The organism is Corynebacterium lactis RW2-5 (assembly GCF_001274895.1).
GTDB lineage: Bacteria > Actinomycetota > Actinomycetes > Mycobacteriales > Mycobacteriaceae > Corynebacterium > Corynebacterium lactis.
Genome location: NZ_CP006841.1, coordinates 1,794,522 through 1,816,839, shown reverse-complemented (window position 1 = coordinate 1,816,839; position 22,318 = coordinate 1,794,522). Strand labels below are relative to the sequence as shown.

Below are 22,318 nucleotides of genomic sequence, written 5' to 3'. Positions count from 1 at the left end.
CCAAAAAGTTTGGAATAAGAGCCGGGGTAGTAGTGTTGTGATAAACAATGACGTAGCCGACCTAGGGGTCGACTCGCACTTTTCAACACTTCAAGAAGGAGGACAGGCGCTATGACTACTGCTCAGGGCACTGGCGTTACCCTGACCGAAGCTGCTGCCGCAAAGGCGAAGGCCCTGCTGGACCAGGAAGGCGCAACCGATTTGGCACTGCGTATTTCTGTCGCACCGGGTGGCTGCGCTGGCCTGCGTTACCAGCTCTACTTCGATGACCGCAGCCTCGATGGTGATGTTTCCGAGGTCTTCGGCGGCGTAAAGCTGGTCGTCGACCGTCAGTCGGTTCCGTACCTGATGGGCGCCACCATCGACTTCGCTGACACCATCGAGCAGCAGGGCTTCACCATCGACAACCCGAACGCCACCGGCTCCTGCGCCTGCGGCGACTCCTTCAACTGATACAGCTTGGAAAGATGGCTAAACTACAGCGTTCCAAAGATCATAAAGTTATTGCCGGAGTCTGCGGTGGCATTGCTGATTGGCTCGGATGGTCGCCAACAATGGTCCGAGTACTATTCGTGGCGTCGTTTTTATTTCCAGGCCCGCAGGCAGTGTTCTACCTACTGGCATGGTTAGTAATGCCAAAGCAGAGTTAAACGCGGCGTGCCATATCTGACATTCGCTGAAAAAGTGGTTTGAAAATACTAAAACCCGATACCTTTGTCGAAACCTCATTAGAGGCGACTTAGGTATCGGGTTTAGTTTTCTAAACTGCGCCTTTAGAGTTCGACCGGGTAATCGCGCTGCTCGATGTCCGGGGTGATGCGGTCTTCGATGAAGATGCCGTGCCACACCATGAACGCCAGGATTGTCCAGAGTCGACGGGAGTGGTCGCGCTCGGTGGGGTGGTGCTCCGCAAGCATCTTCTGGACGGCTGCCTTGCTGATAAGGTCCTCCGTCTGCGATTCGCGGATAACGTCCTCTGCCCAACCGCGAAGCTCGTCGCCCGCGAGCCAGTGTCGGATCGGAACCGGGAAGCCGAGCTTGCGCCTGTTCAAAACATGGGCCGGGACAATTTGCTCCATCGCACGTCGTAAAGCGTACTTAGTGGTGCCCTCGGCGACGCGCATATCGACGGGGAGAGACTGGGCTGCGTCGAAGACCACGCGGTCCAGGAAAGGAACACGCAGCTCGAGCGAATTGGCCATAGTAATCTTGTCAGCCTTGACCAGGATGTCACCGCGCAGCCAGGTGAACAGGTCTAGGTGCTGCATGCGGGTCACAGGATCCCAACCCTTGGACTTCGCGTAAATCGGAGCGGTCACGTCGGTGTGATCCCATTCCTTCTTCGCCCACGGCAGTACCTGCTGGAGCTGCTCGAAGTTGAACGAGCGCGCGTTGCCGTAGTAACGCTGCTCCAGCGGAGTCGTGCCGCGCTGCAGCAGGGACTTGCCACGCACGCCTTCCGGAAGTGCCTCGCCGACTTTAGCCAGTCCACGAAGCAGGGGAGAGGGAACCTTTTCGAAAGGCTTCAGCGACAGTGGCTCCTTATAAATGGTGTAACCACCAAAGAGCTCGTCCGCGCCTTCGCCGGAGAGTACGACCTTGACGTGCTTACGCGCCTCCGCCGCCACGAAGTACAGCGGGACCAAGGCCGGGTCAGCCACCGGATCATCCAGGTACCACATGATCTTCGGAATCGCCCCGGCGAACTCCTCCGGAGACACAATCTTGACGATGTGCTCCACACCAATGGCCTCCGCTGACTCAGCCGCGACGTCGACCTCAGAGAAGCCCTCCCGCTCAAAGCCCGTGGTGAAGGTGAGCAGGTTCGGGTTGTGGCGCTTAGCCAGGGCTGCAATAGCCGTCGAGTCGATGCCACCGGAAAGGAAGGAGCCCACCGTCACGTCTGCTCGCATGTGCTTTTCGACGCTGTCTTCAAGCGCACGAGCAATTCGGTCGAATACTTGCTGTTCAGTTCCCTTGGCTACCGGCTGGATAGGGAAGCTGGGGTTGAAGTAACGAGTCTGCTTTACCTCTCCTCCGGGGGAGACGAATGCGCTGCAACCCGACTCCAGGCGGACGATGTCGGTGTGGAGGGACTCGGGCTCCGGCACGTACTGGAGGTCCACGTAGTGTTCGACGGCGCGCTTTTTCAGAGCCTTGGCATCGATACCCATTTCCGGAGCTGATTCGAGTAGGGACTTCTTCTCGGAACCGAAAATGGTGCCCTTCGGAGTGGTTGCGTAGTAGAGCGGCTTAATGCCGAACGGATCGCGGGCGAGGAAGAGGCGACGTTCAACCGAGTCCCAGATCGCGATGCCGAACATGCCGCGTAAGTGCTTTACGACATCGGCGCCCCAATGGTGAAAACCCACGACGATGGGTTCGCCGTCGCCGGAAGTATTAAAGGAATAGCCTTCCTTCTTCAGCTCTTCGCGAAGCTCCACGTAGTTGTAGATTTCGCCATTGAAGGTCATCGCGTAGCGGTTTGGCTGTCCTTCGGGCCCCCACTGCAGAGGCTGGTGGCTGTGCGCGATATCGATAATGGAGAGACGGTTGAAACCGAAAACGGCATCGCCGTCGTTCCACGTGCCGGCATCGTCTGGGCCGCGGTGCCGCATGCACGGCAGGGCTCGTTCAATAACAGGGACGAAGTCCGCTGCGTCGGCGTTGGCCGTAAGGATTCCTAGAAGACCACACATGCTTCGTGCGAACACCTTTCATCTTGTACTCGGGGTTAGAAGCGGGCTGGGATGGAGCGTAGATTGCTGAGATCCGCCGCCGGAACTGAATGTCCCCGTGCGGTCGCCATATCGAGGCGCCACATGGAATGCGGCACTTACTTTAGTGCCTTAAGGCCTCAAGGTGTTGCAGCAAGGGCTTGTGGTGTGGGGTGTGTGCGATTGAAACGGGACAGTGGCGTGATGGGCTGACCGGTGTCTAAAGGTTTTGCCAGGGCTCTGAAAGAGAAGTCTGATAAAAAGCCACCCCCGAAGGGTGGGTCTTTCTCAGTATTTTATTAGGGCGGATATACTCAAGAGCACCCCACGCGCAAAATTGTTGTGGAGAAATCACAGGAATCGACTACTCTGCTTGGGTAGGACGAAACCATTATCGGTTATCGAAAATTGTGTGGATCAGGAAGGCAGACACACGTGAATCAGCGTAGAAAGTTCGGAGTCGCCCGCAAGCTCGGCGTCCTCGGCGTTGCCGCCGGTAGTGCAGCCCTGCTCGCCGGCTGTGATGTTAATCCTCCGGAAAATGGCTTTTTCAAGTTGCTCCGTTTCGGCTGGCCGGAAGGCGTTACTCCGGAGTCCCAGGCTATGGGTAACTTTTGGGTGTGGACCTGGGTTGCAGCCTGGATTATCGGCATCATCGTATGGGGTCTGACCCTGTACTCGATGGCGTTCTTCACCGCGAAGAAGGCCAAGAAGGGTGGCAAGGGTGAGTTCCCGCGCCAGACTGCTTACAACGTTCCGGTTGAGCTGGTTCTGACCGTTCTGCCGATTCTGATTGTCATGTCCCTGTTCTTCTTCACCGTTCAGACCCAGGACAAGGTCACCGCGCTGGACAAGAACCCTGAGGTCACCGTCGACGTAACCGCATTCCAGTGGAATTGGAAGTTCGGCTACGGCAAGATTTCTGCTGACCTGATGGGCGGCGAGGAGTACAACGGCCGCAACGAAGAGGTCGCAAACAAGAAGGCTGACCGCATGGATCTCGGCGCTTCCGAGGGTGGCCACCACTCTCCGAGCGACGAGGAGCGCGCAGAGAAGAAGGCACACCCGATTCACGGTCTGTCCACTTCGGACCTGTCCTACCTGCACTACGACGAGATTGAGACCCTCGGTACCACCGAAGAGGTTCCGGTTCTGGTCGTTCCGCAGGACACCGCGATTGAGTTCGACCTGGCTTCGGCTGACGTCATCCACTCCTTCTGGGTTCCGGAGTTCCTGTTCAAGCGTGACGCTTTCCCGCACCCGGAGCGCAACAAGTCGAACCGTATCTTCCAGATTGAGAAGATCGACTCTGAGAAGATTGCTAACCGTCCGGAGGACAACCCGTCCGACAAGGTCAAGAACGCATTCGTCGGTCGCTGTGCAGAAATGTGCGGTACCTACCACGCAATGATGAACTTCGAGATTCGTGCTGTCTCTCGCGAGCAGTTCACCGAGTACATCAAGTTCCGCCAGGAGAATCCGGAAGCCTCCAACGCTGATGCACTGAAGCACATCAACGAGCCGGCCTTCGCAGTCTCCACCTCCCCGTTCAACTCCGGCCGTGCTGACACCCGCGATCTCGATGACCGTGGCGCCAACACGATCGACCTGAACGCAGAAGCAAAGTAAACGCAACCGTTTCTTAACTTAAGGAAGTTCTCAAATGAAGTCTGCAGCAAAGCTCTTCTACGGACTTACCGTGTTCCTGGCGTTCATGGCTGTTGTCTACATCTTCGCTACTCGTTACCTCCAGGACACCGGTAACATCATCAACGAAAACCAGGGCCGTCTGGAGTGGGCCGGTGCAACCGGCCTTGTTCTTGCCGCTCTGATGACCCTCATGCTTGGCGGTTACTTCCACTTCACCGAAGTCCGCTCCGACATCACCCCTTCGGACTTCGAAGAGGCTGAGGTCGTAGACGGCGCCGGCACCCTGGGCTTCTTCTCCGCTAGCTCGATTTGGCCGTTTGTTATGACCGTCGGCATCCTCTTCATGGGCTACGGAATCGCATTCATGGCTTACTGGCTCCTGCTTGTTGGCGCAGTCATCCTGATTGTCTCCGGCACCAAGCTGAACACTCAGTACATCACTCCGCCGGAGAAGCACTAAGAATCTGCAGGGCCTATAGACCCTCAAAGGTTCACAATTTTAGATAGCCGAAAAACCTCTCCCACTTACAAAAGTGGGAGAGGTTTTTGCTGTATGTCGATGCCGAATGTCGACTACACGCTGACCAGGCGGTCGGGTAGTGTTCAGCGCTGAAATCCTAATCGAATTCGACCGGTTTCTGGCCCTTAGGTAGCTCGGAAACTTCGCCCTCTGTGACGACGAGGTGCCTGGCTTCGAGACGGTTAATCATACGGTGGTCGTGGGTGATGACGATGACGGTGCTCTCTGCGGAACCGATAGCATCCTGAACCTCTTCAATGAGGTCGACGCTGAGATGATTAGTGGGCTCGTCGAGAAGCAAGATCTGGGGAGGATTCGCTACGACTAGCGCTAAGGCGACGCGTCTTTGCTGACCGACGGACAGGTCGCCTACAGGACGCTTCGTGTCCTCTTCGCTGAGGAGGCCAAGGTCCGCCAGCGTTACCTTCGCATTGGGGGACATGTCGTAGAGCTCCTGAGGAGTTTTCGAGGGGTCTTCCCAGTCCTGTTCCTGCGCGAGCATCGCGATGGTGGCTTCTTGCCCAATTCGAACCTCTCCCGCCTGCGTGGAGACTTGACCCAAAATGGTTTTGAACAGCGTAGATTTTCCAGCCCCGTTTGGCCCCGTGATGACAACCTTGTCACCAGGGCGAATTGTCAAAGACCCGACTTTAATCCGGTCTGGAACGACGACTCCGCGGAGTTTGATGTGAAAGTCCTCGTCGCTGCCCGCCGCGGCTCGTTTCGTGGGCAGCGGGGCAGTAAGCGGTGCATCGAAGCCGAGAAGGGCCGGCGGCTTCGCCACACCATCTTCGTACAACTCCGTCAGGCGCTGACGGGCGAAGCGCACGCGCCGCGCAATCTGGCGGTCTACGCGCCCACCCTTTTGGTTGTAGGCCATCTTGTTGTTATCGGTCATCTCCCTGCCGGGAGAGACCTCCCTAGCGCTATTTTCAACGACATCCTCGAGTCGAGCACGTTCGTGCTCCTCGACGCGCCATTGGTGCTCCCAAAGAGCTCGTTCGTGGCGCTTGTGTTTGTCATAGTCCGAGTAGTTTCCTCGGAACATGCCGATACCCTCACGGCCCGGTACGAGGTCGCCGATAACGGTACAGACTTCGTCTAAAAAGTCTCGGTCGTGGGTAGCCACCACGACCACGCCCGGGTGGTTGTGAATGGTGTCGATGACCAGTTTGCGGCCGCGCTCATCCAGGTGGTTAGTAGGCTCGTCGAGAAGCAAAATCTCGGGGCTGCGGATGAGAGTGAGAGCAAGCCCAAGGCGAGCGCGCTGGCCGCCGGAGATCTCTGTTGTTAGCTGATCGGTCAGCGGAGCACCATCGGGGGCGTTACCCGTCAGACCGAGGTGATCTAGGACAATTTCAGCGTTGTGCTCAGCGTTCCAGTCATCGTGGGCCATGACGTCGGAGAAGATCTCGGAATACGCTTGTTCCGCGGCCGTGGCCTCTTCGTCAGAAGCAGCAGCAGCCATCCCCTCAGCGGCCTCCTCAAGGGCTTCCAGGCGGCGTTTAGACGGGCCGAGAGCCTCGTCGATGAGCATCTGAACGGTGGAATCATAGGGCGCTTCAAGCTCCTGGGAACCGAGCACGCGAACTCCGACGTGTTTTACAGAACCGTGAGTGGGTTTGCGACGGCCAGAGAGAAGCCACAGCAGGGTTGACTTTCCCGCTCCGTTGTCACCGACCAGCCCAAGTACGTCACCGCTGGACAACGAAAGTGATACGTTACGCAGTACGGGGGTCCCCTCGTAGTCAAAATTGAGATTATTTGCGACAAGCTGCGTGGGTGAGGCCTGTGCACCGGCGCTGCCGAAGGAAGAGGGGCTCGTAGACATACCCTCATTTTACAGCGGGTTTATCCGAAAAAGTCGAAGTCAACGCCGAGGGCTAACAGCTGCTGGTGGCACCCAGAGGCATCGAACTTGTGCAACCGTCCGGGGTTAGATGAGCTCACTGACAATAATCATGGAGACCGTTCGCGAGTAGATGCGGCTTTCCCGAGGAGGCGAACGATAGGGGAGGGGAGCACCTGCATGACGCGAAAAATCGCCCCGATTGGATTTCCCTTTCGGGAACCAATCGGGGCGATTTATTGAGCGCAGTAGAAACTACCGCGGTGAATTACTGCTCGAGCTGGCGACGCTCTTCGGCATTGCGGGCCTCGAGGTCACGGAACATCTGAGCCTGCTGCTCGTGGTTCTCGTGTTCGATACGAGCGGCCTCAGCGGCAATCTCAGGTGCGTCCGGCTTGAAGAAGGAGCCGCGACCCGGGTGGCCGGCTGCGCCGAGTTCGTTCATGGTCTTCGGGACGTAAGCACCCTGGTACTCCAGCGGAATCGGGTGACCGTGCTCGTCGACCGGGCCCAGCGGCTGGTGGACCTCAATGAAGGAACCGTTCGGCAGCTGGTTGATAACGCCGGTTTCGATGCCGTGTTCCAGAACCGCGCGGTCGCTGCGCTGCAGGCCGAGGCAGATGCGGTAGGTGATGAAGTAGGCAATCGGAGGCAGGACAATCAGACCGATACGACCAATCCAGGTCATCGCATTCAGCGAAATCTGGAAGTGGTAGGCGATCAGGTCGTTACCGCCGGACAGGGTAAGCAGGGTGTAGAACACCAGAGCCATGGCGCCCAGTCCGGAGCGGACCGGAACGTCACGCGGACGCTGCAGCAGGTTGTGGTGTGCGGTATCGCCGGTAATCTTCGCCTCGATGAACGGGTAAGCGAAGAGCAGAGCAACCAGGATGCCACAGAGAAGAGCGACCCAGAAGACTGCCGGGATGGTGTAGTTGCCCAGGTAGAGCTCCCACGGCGGCATAACACGGGCAGCACCGTCAGTCCACAGCATGTAGATATCCGGCTGGGAACCAGCGGAAACCTGCGCTGGGTTGTACGGGCCCAGGTTCCAAATGGCGTTGATCTGGAAGATACCGGCGAACAGGAACAGGAAGCCGAAGGTAATCAGGCCGAAGGACACGGACTTCACAGCGAAGATCGGCAGGATTCGGACGCCGACCACGTTGTTCTCGGTGCGGCCCGGACCAGCGAACTGGGTGTGCTTCTGGTACCAGACCAGAGCCAGGTGAGCCGCAATCAGACCCAGCAGCAGTGCCGGAATAATCAGCACGTGTGCGATGTACAGACGCGGGATGATCATCTCACCCGGGAAGTCGCCGTTGAACATCATCCAGTGAATCCAGGTACCGATGATCGGCAGGCCAATCACGATAGCGGACATGATTCGCAGACCAACGCCGGAGAGCAGGTCGTCCGGCAGGGAGTAGCCCATGAAGCCCTCAGCCACGGACAGCAGCAGAAGGATGGAGCCGATGACCCAGTTAGCCTCACGCGGCTTGCGGAATGCGCCGGTGAAGAAGATGCGGAACATGTGCGCCATGATCGAGATGGCGAACAGAAGCGCACCCCAGTGGTGGACCTGGCGGATAAACAGACCACCGCGGACCTCGAAGGAGATCTGCAGAGCGGTCTCGTAGGCGCGAGACATCTCGACACCGTTGAGCGGTGCGTACGCACCGTCGTAGATGACCTTGGACATCGACGGATCGAAGAACAGGGTCAGGTATACACCCGAAATCAGCAGAACTACGAAGGAGTAGAGTGCGATTTCACCCAAAAGGAAGGACCAGTGGGTCGGGAACACCTTGTTGAGCTGCTTACGCAGGCCGCCCGACATGGTGTAGCGGGCATCCATATTGGAAGCAGCGGTTGCTAGCTTAGTTTGATTGCTCATGACTTACGCTCCCAGAATGCCGGGCCAACTGGCTCAACGAAGTTGCCCTTGGCGTACATAAAGCCTTCCTCATCAACGGAAATCGGCAGCTGCGGCAGGGCGCGAGCGGCCGGACCGAAGACCGGCTTGCCGTAGTGGAGGGCATCGAACTGCGACTGGTGGCACGGGCACAGAATGCGGTTGGTCTGCTGCTCGTAGAGAGAGGTCGGGCAACCGATGTGCGTGCAGATCTTGGAGTAGGCGAAGTAATCGCCGTAGTGGAAGTCCTCCTGGCCCTGGCGCAGGGTCGCCTTCGCGGCATCTTGAGCGCGCAGACGAATCAGCATCACAGAGTTGCGGGAACCGTGAATCGAGTGCATGTGTGCCTCGTAGACATCGGCTTCCTTGGAGTACTTGTCACCATCGTTGACGTCGCCCTCAGGAAGCGGGAAGACCGTTTCCATTGCGCCGGCGGAGAGATCCTCCGGGCGAATGCGAACCAGGCGGGAAACACCCTTGGTGGAGTAGCCGTGGTGGCCCTCCTCGGCGATGGCGCCGGTGTCGCGACCCAGGTAGACCTTCTCTCCCTTTTCGACGAGGGTCCAACCGGTGGTCCACAGGGTGCCGTCACCAGTGACGTCTACCTCGTGGCGCGGCTTCCACGGGTTCTTGATCATGCCGCCGAACGGCAGGATCATGCCGATGCCAGCGAGCACTGCACCGGTGCCAAGCAGGCCCTTGATGGCGGAACGACGACCCAGGGTCGAGGTCTGCCAGGAGTCGTTCAGGAGAGCGACGATGGTCTTCTGATCAACTTCCTCAGACGGACCGTCGTGGCGACGCTGAACGGAAATCTCCTCCGGGATGAAGCGCTTGGTGAACTTAACGGCACCCACGCCGAGGCTGACAATGCAGCCACCCAGGGTGACACCCAGCAGCGGGGTGTAGAGAGTGTAGAGCCACAGGCCCTCTTCGCCGAGGCCCTTGTAGTGCCATGGGTAGAAGAGGTAGATGCCGGCGAATGCCAGGCCCAAAACAACGGCAAGAGCCAGCCAGATGGTCACGCCTGCAGCGGCGCGCTTTTCAGCCGGGTCGTTGGCGATTGGGAAGCGTTCCTTGCGGTACGCAATGGTCACATCGTCGAGCTCGGCACCCAGGCGGGCGAGCTCGGCGTTGCTCATCTTCGACAGCTCTTCGGAGCTGTACTTCTTGTTGTCGTGATTACTCATCGGCGGGATCCAATCCAAAGAGCGGCCGCTACGAGAGCGACAATGCCTACAATCCACATCGCCATGCCCTCAGTAACCGGGCCGATGCCACCGAGGCCCCAACCGCCCTGGGTCGGAGTTTCCTTGGCATTCTTGATGTAGGCGATGATGTCCTTCTTCTCGTCAGCGGAGAGCTGGCGATCGGAGAACTTTGGCATGTTCTGCGGACCGGTGAGCATAGCCTGGTAGATTTCCTGCTCATTTGCAGGGTCCAGGACCGGTGCGTACTTACCGCCGGACAGTGCGCCACCACGACCGGTGAAGTTGTGGCAGGATGCACAGTTCAGTCGGAAGAGCTCGGAACCGCGTGCAACGTCAGCGGGATCAATTTCGCCGTTAGAGCCAGCGTTCTTACCGCGGAGGGAATCCATTGCGATAGAACCGTCGGCGTCCTTGACGATGCCAGCGCCACCGCCGTTGGACTGAACGTAGGCTGCGATAGCGAGAATCTGCTCCTCGGAGTAACGCGGAGTCTTACGGGCTGCCTGAGCTTCATTGCGGAGCATCGGCATACGGCCGGAGTGAACCTGGAAGTACACGGAGCCTTCGCCGACACCAATCAGGGACTTACCGCGGTCCTTGACACCCTGCAGGTTTGCACCGTGGCAGGTGATACAAGCGACATCGTAAAGCTCCTTACCCTGCTGGATCATGGCGGCTTCATCCTGCTGGGCAGTAGCCGTCTGAGCATCAGGGGTCAGTGCGTTTGCGAGGAAGCCAGCGCCGGTCAGGGCGATGGCCATTGCCATAATGCCGGAGGCAGTACGGCGCATCTTACGGCGACCCTTCGACTTACGGGCCGCCACCAAGGGCTTAGTGCCCTTGGTTTCGGAGATAGTGTTTTCCATCTTTTTCCCTTTGAGACTGTTCGTGGAAAGTGGATGGGCTGTAGGCCGTACCCGAATTTAGGACGGCCGATACGGCCTACTGGATGAAGTAGATGGTGATGAACAGGCCAATCCACACGACGTCGACGAAGTGCCAGTAGTAGGAAACTACGATGGCAGCGGTCGCCTGCGCCGGGGTGAACTTCGACTTAGCGGTACGAATCAGCACCACGACGAAGGCCAGCACACCCGCGAGAACGTGGGCGGCGTGGAATCCGGTGGTGATGAAGAAGACCGAACCGTAAATCGAGTTCTGGATTGTGAGGCCGTGGCCGACCAGGGTGATGTACTCGTAGGCCTGGCCCACGAGGAACACTGCACCCAGGGCGGTCGACAGTGCGTACCACTTACGGAGTGCAAAAACGTCGCCGCGTTCGGCTGCGAACACGCCCCACTGGGCAGTGAACGAAGACGAAATCAGAATCGCCGTAATCACACATGCGTAAGGGACGTTGAGGTGGCCCGTTCCCCAATCCCATGATTCGCCCTGGCCGTTGGCGCGTGACACGAAGTACATCGCGAACAAGCCGGCGAAGAACATTAATTCCTGAGACAGGAACACGATTGTGCCGACACTGACCATATTGGGCCGGTTCAGTGTAGCGGCACGACGTGGTGCTGTCATACCTTGATTTTCAACTGCGCTCGTCACATATAACAGTATGGACTGTTCTTAAGCTGTAGTCACGTTGCAACCCCCGATTTTGTATAAAAATTCCTAAAAGCCCAGGTCGCGTTCTCGGTTTTCTGAGAATTTCACTAAATTTTCCAACTGGTGGGAACTTTGTGGGGGTGTTTTACGACCGGGATAGTTTATGTCGCGGGACGGGGCAATCCCCAGTCAACAGTAATTTCGATCAATGTCGGAACAGCAGTCTAAAAACTGCGCTCGGCGCTCCTGCTTGTCATTCTCGGCAAGGCCTGCCGGGGAGTGCCTCATATTCAATTGCCCGGTTATGTAACGAATATCTTAACCTAGTTCCCCCGAGTTGTTTTCCACCGCGATGGTCAGCGACCCGTTTTGGGGGAAGAGGCTGGGGGAGACGGGCAAGACGGACATAACGATCCCCAATGTATGCGCGACTGACCGCCGGTCTGTATGTTTTTCTTAATACCTATTTCAAATATACGAGTCGATTGCCTGCTCGTTGGCAATTATCTAACCGGCTGTCGAATCAATCGTTGTCGGTGAGACTGCGTTGTCTCGAGCGTGCCAGCGGCTCTGCGAGGTTGCGGAAAGGAAGTGAATGATTATGAGCGGATTGAACCATGACAAGGTGGTCGCGAAGTGGCGCGAGGTCCTCGCAACCATCGGCGCCGGCAAAGAGGTCTCCGCTGAAGGTATCGGTTTCGCGATGGACCAGATCATGTCCGGCGTATCCGATGACGTTCACACCGCGACTTTCGCATTCGGTCTCCTCGCCAAGGGAATCACCCCGGCAGAGCTCGACGCCGCCGCAGACGGCATGCTCTCCTTCGCTCGGCCGGTCCCTTCGGATGGGCTTGCCGACGCCGTGTCCCGCGGTGCGGTAGATATTGTCGGCACGGGTGGAGACGGGGCGCATACCGTCAACATTTCGACAATGTCCATGGTGGTCATCGCAGCTTCGGGTACTCCGGTCCTCAAGCACGGAAACCGCGCAGCATCGTCGAAGTCCGGTGGCGCGGACATGCTCGAGGCCTTGGGAATCGACATTGAGGACGGCGTGGTCTCATCTGCGGAGCACCCCGAGTTCTTCCTGCGTTTCTTGTTCGCAGCTCGCTACCATCCGGCGATGCGTTTCGCCGGTCCGGTCCGCAAGGAGCTCGCGGTGCCGACCCTGTTCAACCTTTTGGGGCCCCTGACTAATCCGGCGCGTCCGAAGGCGAGCCTCATTGGCTGTGCCTTTGAAGATCTGATGGAGACTATGGCGAATACTTTTGCTCGTCGTGGCCAGAGCGTTCTCGTCGTCCGGGGCAGCGATGGGCTCGATGAGATTACAGTGACGGGCCCGACCCGGGTATTCGTAGTATCGGAGGGCTCGGTCCACCAGGATGTCATTGATCCTCATGATTACGGTATGGAGTACGCTCCTCACGATGCTCTCCGCGGAGGTGATCCGGCCTACAACGCAGAGGTTGCCCGGAAGGTCTGGTCCGGTGAATTGAGAGGTCCGATCCGTGATGCGGTCGTCCTGAATTCGGCGGCTGCTCTTGTTGCATCTCGTGGTCTCGGTGGAAAGAGCTTGCGAGAGTCGATGGCCCTTGCGATCGAGGACGTTCAGCGCACTTTGGACTCTGGTCTGTGTGCAGAGATTATCAACGCAGCAACTAGCAATTAAATAGGTGAGCGCTGCGAGTAAGTAATTCCGGCATTCATCGCTGAAATCTAGCCGCGTCTATTTTGAGCGGCGCGCATCCGCGGCATCTCGAGCCCACTGGATGAATTTTCCCGCCCCGTCAATCGGGCTGGAAAGGTCGCCTCCGGTGGGCTTTAGCCGCACTTCGGGGCGGAGAATCCACTTCCAGATAATTGCGAGTTCATCTATGGATGCTCCTTTATATATAGAGGTATCCGGTACGACGGTGGATGAAGCTGCTTCCAGCGGTTTTGTAATGTATTCGGAATTGCTGCCGCGGGGCGCGGTTCCGGCAGCAGTTAGGCGCCCGTACTTTACCTCGGCCAGGTGCCAGCCACCCGCGCCGTCGGGGTAGGCAATCTGGAGTGACGGAATGGCCGCAAGGGTGGCTAGCCGTTGCTGGCGATCGAGGGTTGAGATGAAATCGGCGGCCCGGTCCCGCTGGACGGCGGCCCGCTGGAATCGGTGGGAGTCGGCTAGTGCTGAGATTTCTTCCAACATGTCCTCGATCTCGCTCTTGCCGCCGTCCAGGATTTCGGTCAGTGTCGTGCGGAAGTCTTCACTGCGATCGATAAACCTGTCCCGGATCGCGGTAGCGGTGTCTTTGGTCCGGAAGGGGCCGAGGCTGAGAGTCGTCGAGTTTTCTGCCGCGCCCTTACCGCGGACCTTCGTAGGCAGGGTAGCAGTGCGAGAGATCTTGGCCGGCGCGGAAGAAATCGGCGCGGCAACGATGTACCAGCCGCGGGTAGGTTCGGTGCGCTGTCTGTTGTAGGGAGGTCGAAGCGATGAGATGAGTCTTGCCTCTCGCACCTCTGCCTCGAGACCGTGGCAGCACTCGATGGTCTCGATAGAATCCGCTAGCCGGAGCATCTCTGTAATCTTGCGCCGGGAATCGGAGCCGTTGAAATATTGCAGCAGCCTACGTCGAAGGTCCACTGCGGTTCCAATATATAAGGGGTCGCCATTTGAAGACCGAAAAATATAGACACCAGGGCTGTGCGGGGCTTGGGCCGCGAGGGACCTCTTAGCGCGAATCTCGGAGGGGACCTTCGTTGAGAATTGGGTGAGTTGGTCGTTGGTTTCCACATGGTGTCCCGCCAGGCGCTCAATGAGGTAGTGGAGGACGTCGGCGGTGGCGAGGGCGTCGTCAAGCGCACGGTGGGAGGGTCGGACGGGTGAGCCGACGAACTTCGCCAGGTTGGAGAGGCGATACCTGCCGACTTTGCTTCGCTCGATGAGGCGGCGGGATAGCTCGAGGGTGTCGACCACCTGCGGCGAGGGCCAGGCGATGTCGAGGTCTGCCGAGGCCTGACGGAGGAAGCCAAGGTCGAATTTGGCGTTGTGAGCCACCCAGATTGCGTTGCGGGCGAATTCGAAGAAGCGAGGGAGGACGGTGCCAATTTGGGGCTCGTCTGCGACGTCGGCGTCAGTGATGCCGGTGAGGGTAGTGATGTAGTCGGGAATCGGGGCTCCGGGATCGATGAGTTCCGAAAAGGTCTCCAGGACCGTGCCACCCCGGACTTTTGCGGCGCCAATTTCAAGGATTTGGTCTTCGCCCGCTTTAAGGCCGGTGGTTTCGAGGTCAACGACGACGAAAGTAGTGTCAAAAAGTGAACTATCCTCAGCCGGCGCTTCCGAGCTCGGGTCTGGCGGGGCGATGCTCGCTTCGCTTTCCGACGTTTCGTCGGTGTCAGCGCGATGCGGGAAGAAGAGTTTCCCTTGATGGTCGTCCACGAACTACATCTTAATTTCCCCGTTATCGAGGTGTGAAAATTGTGACTTCAGGGAAATTTGGTGAACCTAAAGGCTGTATGTGACGCGAATCACAATATGGATAGTGAAGAATTTTTACAGCTCTGGATGTTGTGACCGCCCCTTTGTTGAGGGGTTAAACAAAATCGCAGGCAGAAAGGTATTTATCAATCTGTTATTAGTTTTTAGAGTGCGTTACGGCTCTTTATAACGGGCAGGTAACGGATTGGGGTTCAGGGTGATAACGGCTCGATAAAGCGGCCGAATTTGCATAACCGGGTAGACAAAAGTTGATGCTGTTTCGTAACCTAATCGAGACATTGAAACGGGGCCACTTCGAGTGGTGCCGATCATTGATAAGAAAACACAGAGCCTAATCGAAGATCTTCACTACTGAGACCAACAGTGGCGGAGTGAAATCGAGCCGGGGACCCACCTCAAACCTTGGGGTGAATCCCAAAGGGGAAATCCCGGAGGGTAGGAAGTCTTCCATTCTTCCGAACCCGTCAGCTAACCCGGTCGGCTTAAACAGGAAGATTTTGGAGTTTTAAATCATGGGTAAGCACCACCGTCGTTCTAACTTCGCCCGCAACGCAGCAGCCTTCGGCGCAACCGTCGCCAGCGTCACCGCCCTCGCAGTTCCGGCTGCATCCGCAAATCCACTGAATGACATCCAGGGTGTCCTGGGTGGCTTCGATTCTCCGCAGGTTCCGGGCGTCCAGCAGATCGTCGGCCAGTTCTCCAACTTCGGTGGCGGCGACATCACCAGCGCTGCTCAGTCCACCGGTGCGAAGATTGTGGACGCTGCTCGTTCCCAGATCGGCACCCCGTACGTGTGGGGCGGCTCTCAGCCGGGCGGCTTCGACTGCTCCGGCCTGACCTCCTGGGCTTACCAGCAGGTTGGCAAGTCCATCCCGCGCACCTCTCAGGCTCAGGCCTCCTCGGGTTCCCCGGTTTCCTCTCCGGATCTCGGTGACATCGTTTCCTTCTACTCCGGTGCAACCCACGTCGGCATCTTCTCCGGTAATGGCAACGTGATTCACGCTCCGCAGACCGGTGACGTCGTCAAGGAAGCTCCGATGAACTACATGCCGGTTCACAACATCGTCCGCTTCTAGTAGCGCACGCTCGAAGAGCTAAAGCGGCTTAATTCAAGCTGCATCGCGTATCTCGTGCCTCTCGGCGAGGGGAACGGGGTACGCGTTTTTGTGTTAATGGCAACAAAAACACAGATTTTATGAAATTCAGCTAGGTCTACCAGATCCGGCACTGATACTATTTTTAAAGTTTTGTAATTCTCTCTTTCAGGGAAAATGGGGAAGTCAGTGGCTAAAAACATTCGAGTTCAGGCGCGTTGTGCACCTCGTGGTGTTATCAGTGCGGCGACCGTATCTGGTCTCCTATTGGGGGCGGTTAGCCTCGCCCCTGTTGCGGATGCTCAGGATGCCGCACCTTCGGAGTTTGATTTATCTACCGCGGATGGGATCGTAGCTGAGCTAGAAAAGCTCTCCCGCGAAACCGAGGGGGTCTCCGAGGAAGTTAAGACCTTGGATGATGAGGTCAAGGGCAAGGAGGGCGAGCTCAAGAAGGCCGAGGGCGCCCTGGCTGCGTCGCGTGATAAGGTAGCCGCAGCTCAGCGTGACCTGGATGGGCTCACTGACGACATTTCCTACTTCGCTAAGAAGCGCATGCGCGGAGAGCTGATTGATCCGCTTACCGCTGCTCTTGGTTCCGGTAGTGCGCAGGACGCGATTGACCGCACCTCGTATATCAACAAGATGTTCCGGGATAATGACGAAACTGTCGCTAAGGTTGCCGACTCCAAGGCGGCGGCCCAGTCCGAGGAACGCAACGCCCTCCGACTGCAGGAGGATATCCGCAAGCAGATCGATGACCTGGCAAAACGTCGGACAGAGCTCGACCGGCGCAGCTCTGATCTCGAGGCCCGCGCCGAAGAGGTCCGCAACATGGTCGACGGGTTGAGCACTGATCAGCGTTCTGCGTGGATGCTGAAGAATAACCCCGTCACGGAAGGGCTGAAGGATTTGCTCGGCTCGTCCGCCGCGGTCGATGCTGCTATGGCCAAGCTGGGCGCGCCGTACTCCTGGGGAGCTGCGGGGCCGTCCGAGTTCGATTGCTCGGGGCTGATGGTCTGGGCATACCAGCAGATTGGCAAGTCTATCCCGCGCACCTCTCAGGCTCAGTTGGCCGGCGGCACGCCGGTCTCGCGCGATGAGCTCCAGCCGGGTGACATTATCGGCTTCTACCCGGGCGTGACTCACGTCGGTATGTACATCGGTAATGGTCAGATCATTCACGCCTCCGACTACGGTATCCCGGTGCAGGTAGTGTCGATTGACCAGGGCGGTCCCTACCAGGGCGCTGTCCGCTACTAGCGGCGTAATCAGTTCTGTTCGAGTTGGGGGTCGTTTATGGCCGGTAGAGTGCTTCTGATCACGAACGATTTTCCACCTCGGCTGGGTGGCATCGAGTCCTACCTGCGGGATTTTTGTTCCTGCCTCGACCCCGAACGCCTAGTCGTATTCGCGTCGACCCGCACCAGCACGGGGGAGCAGGAGGCCTACGATGCTTCTCTGCCGTACCGCGTGTACCGGGCCCGGGACCGTGTCCTCTTGCCGCTCCCGCACACCGCGCGACAGATCGCGGAAATTATCCGGCGGGAGAAAATCGACACAGTGTGGTTCGGTGCGGCAGCGCCATTGGGGCTGCTTGCTCCCGCTTGCCGACGGGCCGGAGCGCGCCGGATAATCTCGACGACCCACGGCCACGAGGTAGGGTGGTCGATGATTCCTGGCGCGCGCCAGGTGCTCCGGCAAATCGGTCGAACCAGCGACGTTGTGACCTATATCTCTCGCTACACGCGTTCTCGCTTTGCCGCGGCTTTTGGGCCAGGCGTCGCTTTCGAGCGGCTACCTTCGGGCGTGGATACTCAGCGTTTTTCTCCCTCGGTGGAGCAGGGGCTAATGGTTCGACGTCGGCATGCGATTGCTGAGGGCGCACCGGTCGTGGTGTGTATTTCCCGCCTTGTGCGGCGAAAGGGGCAGGACATGCTGATTCGTAGTATGCCTGCAGTTTTGGCTTCGAATCCGGAAGCGAAACTACTGATTGTCGGTGATGGTCCGCGGCGGGGGGCGCTGTCCGACCTGGCGCGCGAGTGCGCGGTGGCGGACTCGGTGATTTTTGCCGGCAAGGTGTCCTACGAGGATCTGCCGGCGTACTACAACGCTGCGGATGTGTTCGCGATGCCGGCAAGGACCCGGGGCGCGGGGCTCGATGTTGAGGGACTGGGAATTGTCTACCTCGAAGCGCAGGCTTGTGGTGTTCCGGTCGTCGCAGGTGAGTCTGGCGGCGCTCCCGAGACCGTACTCGATGGGCAGACCGGTTTGGTAGTTGATGGGACTTCGGCGCGTGCGGTGGCGCATGGCCTATTGACAATCCTTGGCGATCGCGACTTAGCCGTGACGATGGGGCGTCGCGGGCGTGAGTATGTGGAGGCTGAGTGGACCTGGGATGCGATGTCCGCGCGATTTCGCAAGATTCTCGGTTTCTAGCCCGAATTCCTTATAATGGTTACTTATGCCCACCGTTAACTCCTACGAGCCCCCGCGCGATGACCGCAGCGCGAAAGGCCGACCGGCAATCGGTTTTGATATCGGTGGAACCAACCTCCGCGCATCGGTAGTCAGCGCCGAGGGCAAGGTGCTCTGTAGGGTGCAGACCAGCTCTGATGGAAGTGTCGACGCGATTGAGAGGGGGATTGTTCAGACCTCGGAGCGGCTGGTGGAGCGTTTTCCCGATGTCAGCGCGATTGGACTCGCAGTCGCGGGTTTCCTCGACGAACATCGTCAGACGGTCCGTTTTGCGCCTCACTTGCCGTGGCGTGATGCGAATGTAGTCAGGCGTCTTTCCTTGCTTTTGCCGCGGCCGCTCGAGCTCGAGCACGACGCGAACTCCGCAGCCTGGGGAGAATACCGTTTTGGGGCTGCGCGAGGAGCGGACAATTGGGTCCTGTTCGCGCTCGGGACTGGTATCGGTGGCGCGATGATGCACGGCGGTTCCATCTATCGCGGGGCCTTTGGCACTGCGCCGGAGTTTGGCCATCTCACCGTTGTGCCGGACGGTCGACAGTGCTCCTGCGGGAAGCGCGGATGCCTCGAGCGCTACTGCTCGGGTACGGCGCTGGTGACCACCGCGACCGAACTCGCCCAGTCCGGTGGCTTTATTTCTCCGCTTACCGACGGGCTGGCGGCCGGCAGCGTGACCGGTATGGACGTCATGTCGGCCGCGTCGCAAGGTGATGAGCTTGCGAAGGCTGCTGTAGACGACTTTGCGTTTTGGCTCGGTCGTGGTCTCGCCATGGTCGGTGATGTCTTCGATCCGGAGCTCATAGTCCTCGGTGGAGGTGTATCGGGCGCCGCGAGCCTGTACTTAGACGCTGCGAAGGCCGAGTTTTCTCGCCACATTACCGGGGCAGGCTACCGGCCCATCGCGGAGGTTAAAATCGCACAGCTAGGGGCCGACGCGGGAATGATTGGTGTTGCTGATTTGGCCCGGACAGCGGCCGCTCAGTCGCCGCGAGCATAGGCGCAAGCCTCCCGGATTGGGGGAATTTTCGTGGCCTGCGCTGTAGTTATAGTTCGGCAATGTATAGTTTCTTTACGTGAATAATCGCTGGTACAAGTTCTTTAAATACATCCTCATCGGGCCGTGGCTACGTGTCTATAACCGGCCGTTTTACATCGGTGGGGAAAAGATTCCAGCCGATGGCCCGGCGTTGATGGTGTCCAACCACCTCGCCGTCATGGATCACTTCTACTTCCCTCTGGTCTGCCACCGTCAGCTGACCTTCCTGGCCAAGGCCGAGTACTTCAACACCCCCGGGTTTGTGGGCGGAATACAGAAGTTCTTCTTCACGTCAGTGGGACAGGTTCCCATTGACCGGGCTTCCGGCGATGCTGCACGCGATGCGCTAAATGCCGGCGTCAAGGTGCTGGGGCGCGGTGATCTGCTGGGTATTTCTCTCGAGGGGACCCGCAGCCCGGACGGTCGTCTGTATCGTGGCAAGACCGGCGCTGCTCGTGTGGCACTGGAGACCGGTGTGCCCGTGTATCCGATGGCCATGATTGATACCGAGAAGGCTAACCCGATTGGCTCGTGGATCCCGCGTCCGGCCCGAGTCGGCGTTGTTATCGGCGATCCGATCGATCCCGCGAAGTACCGTGACCAGTACGAAGACGATTACGACGCGGCACGCGCCCTCACCGATGACCTGATTGTAGAGATTCAGAAGCTCTCCGGCCAGGAATACGTCAACGCGTATGCGGCGGATGTGAAAAATTCGCTGGCGGCGGGCGAGGGGTACCCGGAGGGCACTGAGCCGGGCGGCGCTCTCACCACCGCCGCCCCGACACCAAAGCCGACCGGCCGCAGGCTGTTCAAGTGGGGTCGCTAAGATAGTCTCCGGACTGACCAGGCTGGAGAGGACTCTCACATGCGCTATTTCTACGACACCGAATTTATCGAAGACGGTACAACGATTGATTTGGTGTCGATTGGCGTAGTCGCAGAGGATGGTCGCGAGTTTTACGCGGTCTCTACTGAATTCGATGAGAGCAAGGCGGGGCCATGGGTTCGGGCCAATGTCCTCAACCAGCTGCCGAATCCCTCCTCGCCGCTGTGGATGAGTCGCGACAAGATTCGTGAAGAACTCTTTTCCTTCCTCACCGTGCCCGGTACCGGCAGTCCGGAACTGTGGGCGTGGGTAGGGGCGTATGACCATATCGCGCTGGTCCAGCTTTGGGGAGATATGACGAAGTTACCGCAAATCATGCCGCGGTACACCCGCGAGTTGAAGCAGTACTGGGAAATGGCAGGTAAGCCAAGGCTTCCTCGCCAGAAAGACGGCAAGCACGATGCGCTGGCAGACGCGCAGCATAACCTGGTGAAATTCCAGCGAATTGAGAAGGCTCTGCCTATTGGCTAACGGCAGTGGGGGCTTGTGGTTACAATAACTACTTGTGAGTTGGACAATTGACCTCCCTGTAGATGACCTCCCAGACTTGCCGCCGCTTCCGGGTGAGATGGCGAAGCGCTTTGAGGACGTAGTTTCGCGTCCTGCCCTCCAGCAGCCGAGCTGGGACCCGCGAGCTGCGGCAAATGTGCGCCGAATCTTGGAGTCTGTGCCTCCGATTGTCGTGGCGCCGGAGGTTCGTAAGCTCCGCCAGGAGCTTGCCGACGTCGCCAATGGCAAGGCGTTCCTGCTCCAGGGCGGTGACTGCGCGGAGACTTTCGAGTCGAACACCGAGCCGCACATCCGTGCAAACGTCAAGACTCTGCTGCAGATGGCTGTTGTCTTGACCTACGGCGCTTCGACCCCGGTCGTCAAGATGGCCCGTATCGCCGGGCAGTACGCGAAGCCGAGGTCCAAGGACATCGACGGCGATGGCCTGCTTAGTTACCGTGGCGACATGGTCAATGGTGTCGAGCCCACTGAAGAGGCCCGTGTCCACGATCCGGCTCGTATGGTCCGCGCTTACGCCAATGCGTCGGCTGCGATGAACCTGGTTCGTGCGCTGACCTCTTCGGGAACCGCTGACCTGCACCGACTCCACGAGTGGAATCGTGAATTCGTTACCAACTCCCCGGCGGGAGCGAGATACGAGGACCTGGCTCGAGAGATCGACCACGCACTGCGGTTCATGGCTGCGTGTGGAGTTTCGGATACCAACCTGCAGACAGCGCAGATTTACTCCTCGCACGAGGCCCTGGTCGTCGACTACGAGCGCGCGATGCTGCGTCTTTCAGAAGAGCAGGGAGGCGACAACCCGGAGCTGTTCAGCCTGTCTGCGCACCAGCTATGGATTGGCGAGCGTACCCGTGGCATGGAAGACTTCCACATCAACCTGGCTGCCATGATTGGTAACCCGGTCGGCGTGAAGATCGGCCCGACCACTACTCCGGAGGAAGCCGTCGCATATGCGGACAAGCTAGATCCGTTCTACCAGCCGGGTCGTCTGACACTGACTTCTCGCCTGGGCAACGACAAGGTTCGCTCGGTACTTCCTCCTATCGTCGAGGCCGTCGAGGCTTCCGGCCACAAGGTCATTTGGCAGTGCGACCCGATGCACGGCAATACCTACAGCGCCTCCAACGGATACAAGACCCGCCACTTCGATCGCATCGTCGACGAGGTCCAGGGCTTCTTCGAGGTGCACCGTGCAATCGGTTCCCACCCGGGCGGCATGCACATCGAGCTCACGGGCGAGGATGTTACCGAGTGCCTCGGCGGAGCCCAGGACATCTCCGATGTCGATTTGCCGGGTCGCTACGCATCCGCTTGCGATCCGCGCCTGAACACCCAGCAGTCGCTGGAGCTGGCGTTCCTCGTCGCAGAGATGCTGCGTAATTAGAACTCCGGTGGGGACGCAAGGGCTAGGCGC

At 58.6% G+C, this 22,318-nt stretch carries 19 protein-coding genes and 1 riboswitch; of the genes, 12 read left to right on the top strand and 7 right to left on the bottom strand.

Annotated features, from left to right (window positions below; translation table 11 throughout):
- The first annotated feature begins 111 nt into the window (after positions 1–111).
- On the top strand, positions 112–453 hold the full coding sequence (locus CLAC_RS07910; protein WP_053412443.1) for a HesB/IscA family protein: 342 nt from the start codon (positions 112–114) through the stop codon (positions 451–453).
- A 14-nt stretch (positions 454–467) separates the two neighbouring features.
- The gene (locus CLAC_RS12380; RefSeq protein WP_082313249.1) at positions 468–650 is read left to right on the top strand and encodes a PspC domain-containing protein; all 183 of its coding nucleotides are present in this window, start codon (positions 468–470) and stop codon (positions 648–650) included.
- Between the two features lie 123 nt (positions 651–773).
- Here the strand turns inward: CLAC_RS12380 and asnB are convergent, their stop codons facing one another.
- The gene (asnB, locus tag CLAC_RS07905; protein ID WP_053412442.1) at positions 774–2,699 is read right to left on the bottom strand and encodes an asparagine synthase (glutamine-hydrolyzing); all 1,926 of its coding nucleotides are present in this window, start codon (positions 2,697–2,699) and stop codon (positions 774–776) included.
- 453 nt (positions 2,700–3,152) lie between these two features.
- On the opposite strand from asnB, the gene ctaC reads away from it, so the two are divergent.
- Together ctaC and ctaF are read left to right on the top strand one after the other, a co-directional pair.
- On the top strand, positions 3,153–4,346 hold the full coding sequence (gene ctaC, locus CLAC_RS07900; protein WP_053412441.1) for an aa3-type cytochrome oxidase subunit II: 1,194 nt from the start codon (positions 3,153–3,155) through the stop codon (positions 4,344–4,346).
- A gap of 34 nt (positions 4,347–4,380) precedes the next feature.
- A complete protein-coding gene (gene ctaF / locus CLAC_RS07895) occupies positions 4,381–4,827 on the top strand; it encodes an aa3-type cytochrome oxidase subunit IV (RefSeq protein ID WP_053412440.1) in 447 nt (148 codons plus the stop codon).
- 157 nt (positions 4,828–4,984) lie between these two features.
- On the opposite strand, the gene CLAC_RS13040 is transcribed toward ctaF, so the two are convergent.
- From CLAC_RS13040 to ctaE, 5 genes are all read right to left on the bottom strand, one after another.
- Positions 4,985–6,718, bottom strand: a complete 1,734-nt coding sequence (locus CLAC_RS13040) for an ABC-F family ATP-binding cassette domain-containing protein (RefSeq protein WP_053412439.1) — start codon at positions 6,716–6,718, stop codon at positions 4,985–4,987.
- A gap of 286 nt (positions 6,719–7,004) precedes the next feature.
- Entirely contained in the window at positions 7,005–8,633 is a 1,629-nt protein-coding gene (gene qcrB, locus CLAC_RS07885) for a cytochrome bc1 complex cytochrome b subunit (RefSeq protein ID WP_053412438.1), read from the bottom strand.
- On the bottom strand, positions 8,630–9,841 hold the full coding sequence (qcrA, locus tag CLAC_RS07880) for a cytochrome bc1 complex Rieske iron-sulfur subunit (RefSeq protein ID WP_053412437.1): 1,212 nt from the start codon (positions 9,839–9,841) through the stop codon (positions 8,630–8,632). The genes qcrB and qcrA overlap by 4 nt, the downstream gene beginning before the upstream one ends.
- A complete protein-coding gene (gene qcrC, locus CLAC_RS07875) occupies positions 9,838–10,728 on the bottom strand; it encodes a cytochrome bc1 complex diheme cytochrome c subunit (RefSeq protein WP_053412436.1) in 891 nt (296 codons plus the stop codon). Before qcrC ends, qcrA begins: the two co-directional genes overlap by 4 nt.
- 76 nt (positions 10,729–10,804) lie before the next feature.
- Positions 10,805–11,419 (bottom strand): aa3-type cytochrome oxidase subunit III, encoded by a 615-nt coding sequence (gene ctaE / locus CLAC_RS07870; protein ID WP_156324804.1) that lies wholly within the window; start codon positions 11,417–11,419, stop codon positions 10,805–10,807.
- A 601-nt stretch (positions 11,420–12,020) separates the two neighbouring features.
- Between ctaE and trpD the strand changes: the two genes are divergently transcribed.
- Positions 12,021–13,088 (top strand): anthranilate phosphoribosyltransferase, encoded by a 1,068-nt coding sequence (trpD, locus tag CLAC_RS07865; protein WP_053413357.1) that lies wholly within the window; start codon positions 12,021–12,023, stop codon positions 13,086–13,088.
- A gap of 57 nt (positions 13,089–13,145) precedes the next feature.
- Here the strand turns inward: trpD and CLAC_RS07860 are convergent, their stop codons facing one another.
- A complete protein-coding gene (locus CLAC_RS07860) occupies positions 13,146–14,840 on the bottom strand; it encodes a DEDD exonuclease domain-containing protein (protein ID WP_245621840.1) in 1,695 nt (564 codons plus the stop codon).
- 415 nt (positions 14,841–15,255) lie between these two features.
- Positions 15,256–15,398, top strand: a riboswitch (cyclic di-AMP (ydaO/yuaA leader).
- A gap of 14 nt (positions 15,399–15,412) precedes the next feature.
- Between CLAC_RS07860 and CLAC_RS07855 the strand changes: the two genes are divergently transcribed.
- The 7 genes from CLAC_RS07855 (at position 15,413) to CLAC_RS07825 (ending at position 22,288) form a co-directional block, all read left to right on the top strand.
- Positions 15,413–15,976, top strand: coding sequence for an NlpC/P60 family protein (locus CLAC_RS07855; RefSeq protein WP_053412434.1), 564 nt, complete (start codon positions 15,413–15,415; stop codon positions 15,974–15,976).
- A gap of 207 nt (positions 15,977–16,183) precedes the next feature.
- Complete coding sequence (locus CLAC_RS07850) at positions 16,184–17,254, top strand: NlpC/P60 family protein (RefSeq protein ID WP_245621839.1); 1,071 nt, start codon at positions 16,184–16,186, stop codon at positions 17,252–17,254.
- A 36-nt stretch (positions 17,255–17,290) separates the two neighbouring features.
- Positions 17,291–18,430 (top strand): glycosyltransferase family 4 protein, encoded by a 1,140-nt coding sequence (locus tag CLAC_RS07845; RefSeq protein WP_053412432.1) that lies wholly within the window; start codon positions 17,291–17,293, stop codon positions 18,428–18,430.
- A gap of 25 nt (positions 18,431–18,455) precedes the next feature.
- The gene (locus CLAC_RS07840; RefSeq protein ID WP_053412431.1) at positions 18,456–19,463 is read left to right on the top strand and encodes an ROK family protein; all 1,008 of its coding nucleotides are present in this window, start codon (positions 18,456–18,458) and stop codon (positions 19,461–19,463) included.
- Positions 19,464–19,539: 76 nt separating this feature from the next.
- On the top strand, positions 19,540–20,331 hold the full coding sequence (locus CLAC_RS07835) for a lysophospholipid acyltransferase family protein (protein WP_053412430.1): 792 nt from the start codon (positions 19,540–19,542) through the stop codon (positions 20,329–20,331).
- Positions 20,332–20,370: 39 nt separating this feature from the next.
- Positions 20,371–20,862, top strand: coding sequence for a polyadenylate-specific 3'-exoribonuclease AS (locus CLAC_RS07830; RefSeq protein ID WP_053412429.1), 492 nt, complete (start codon positions 20,371–20,373; stop codon positions 20,860–20,862).
- A gap of 34 nt (positions 20,863–20,896) precedes the next feature.
- Positions 20,897–22,288, top strand: a complete 1,392-nt coding sequence (locus CLAC_RS07825; RefSeq protein ID WP_053412428.1) for a class II 3-deoxy-7-phosphoheptulonate synthase — start codon at positions 20,897–20,899, stop codon at positions 22,286–22,288.
- Positions 22,289–22,318: the final 30 nt, after the last annotated feature.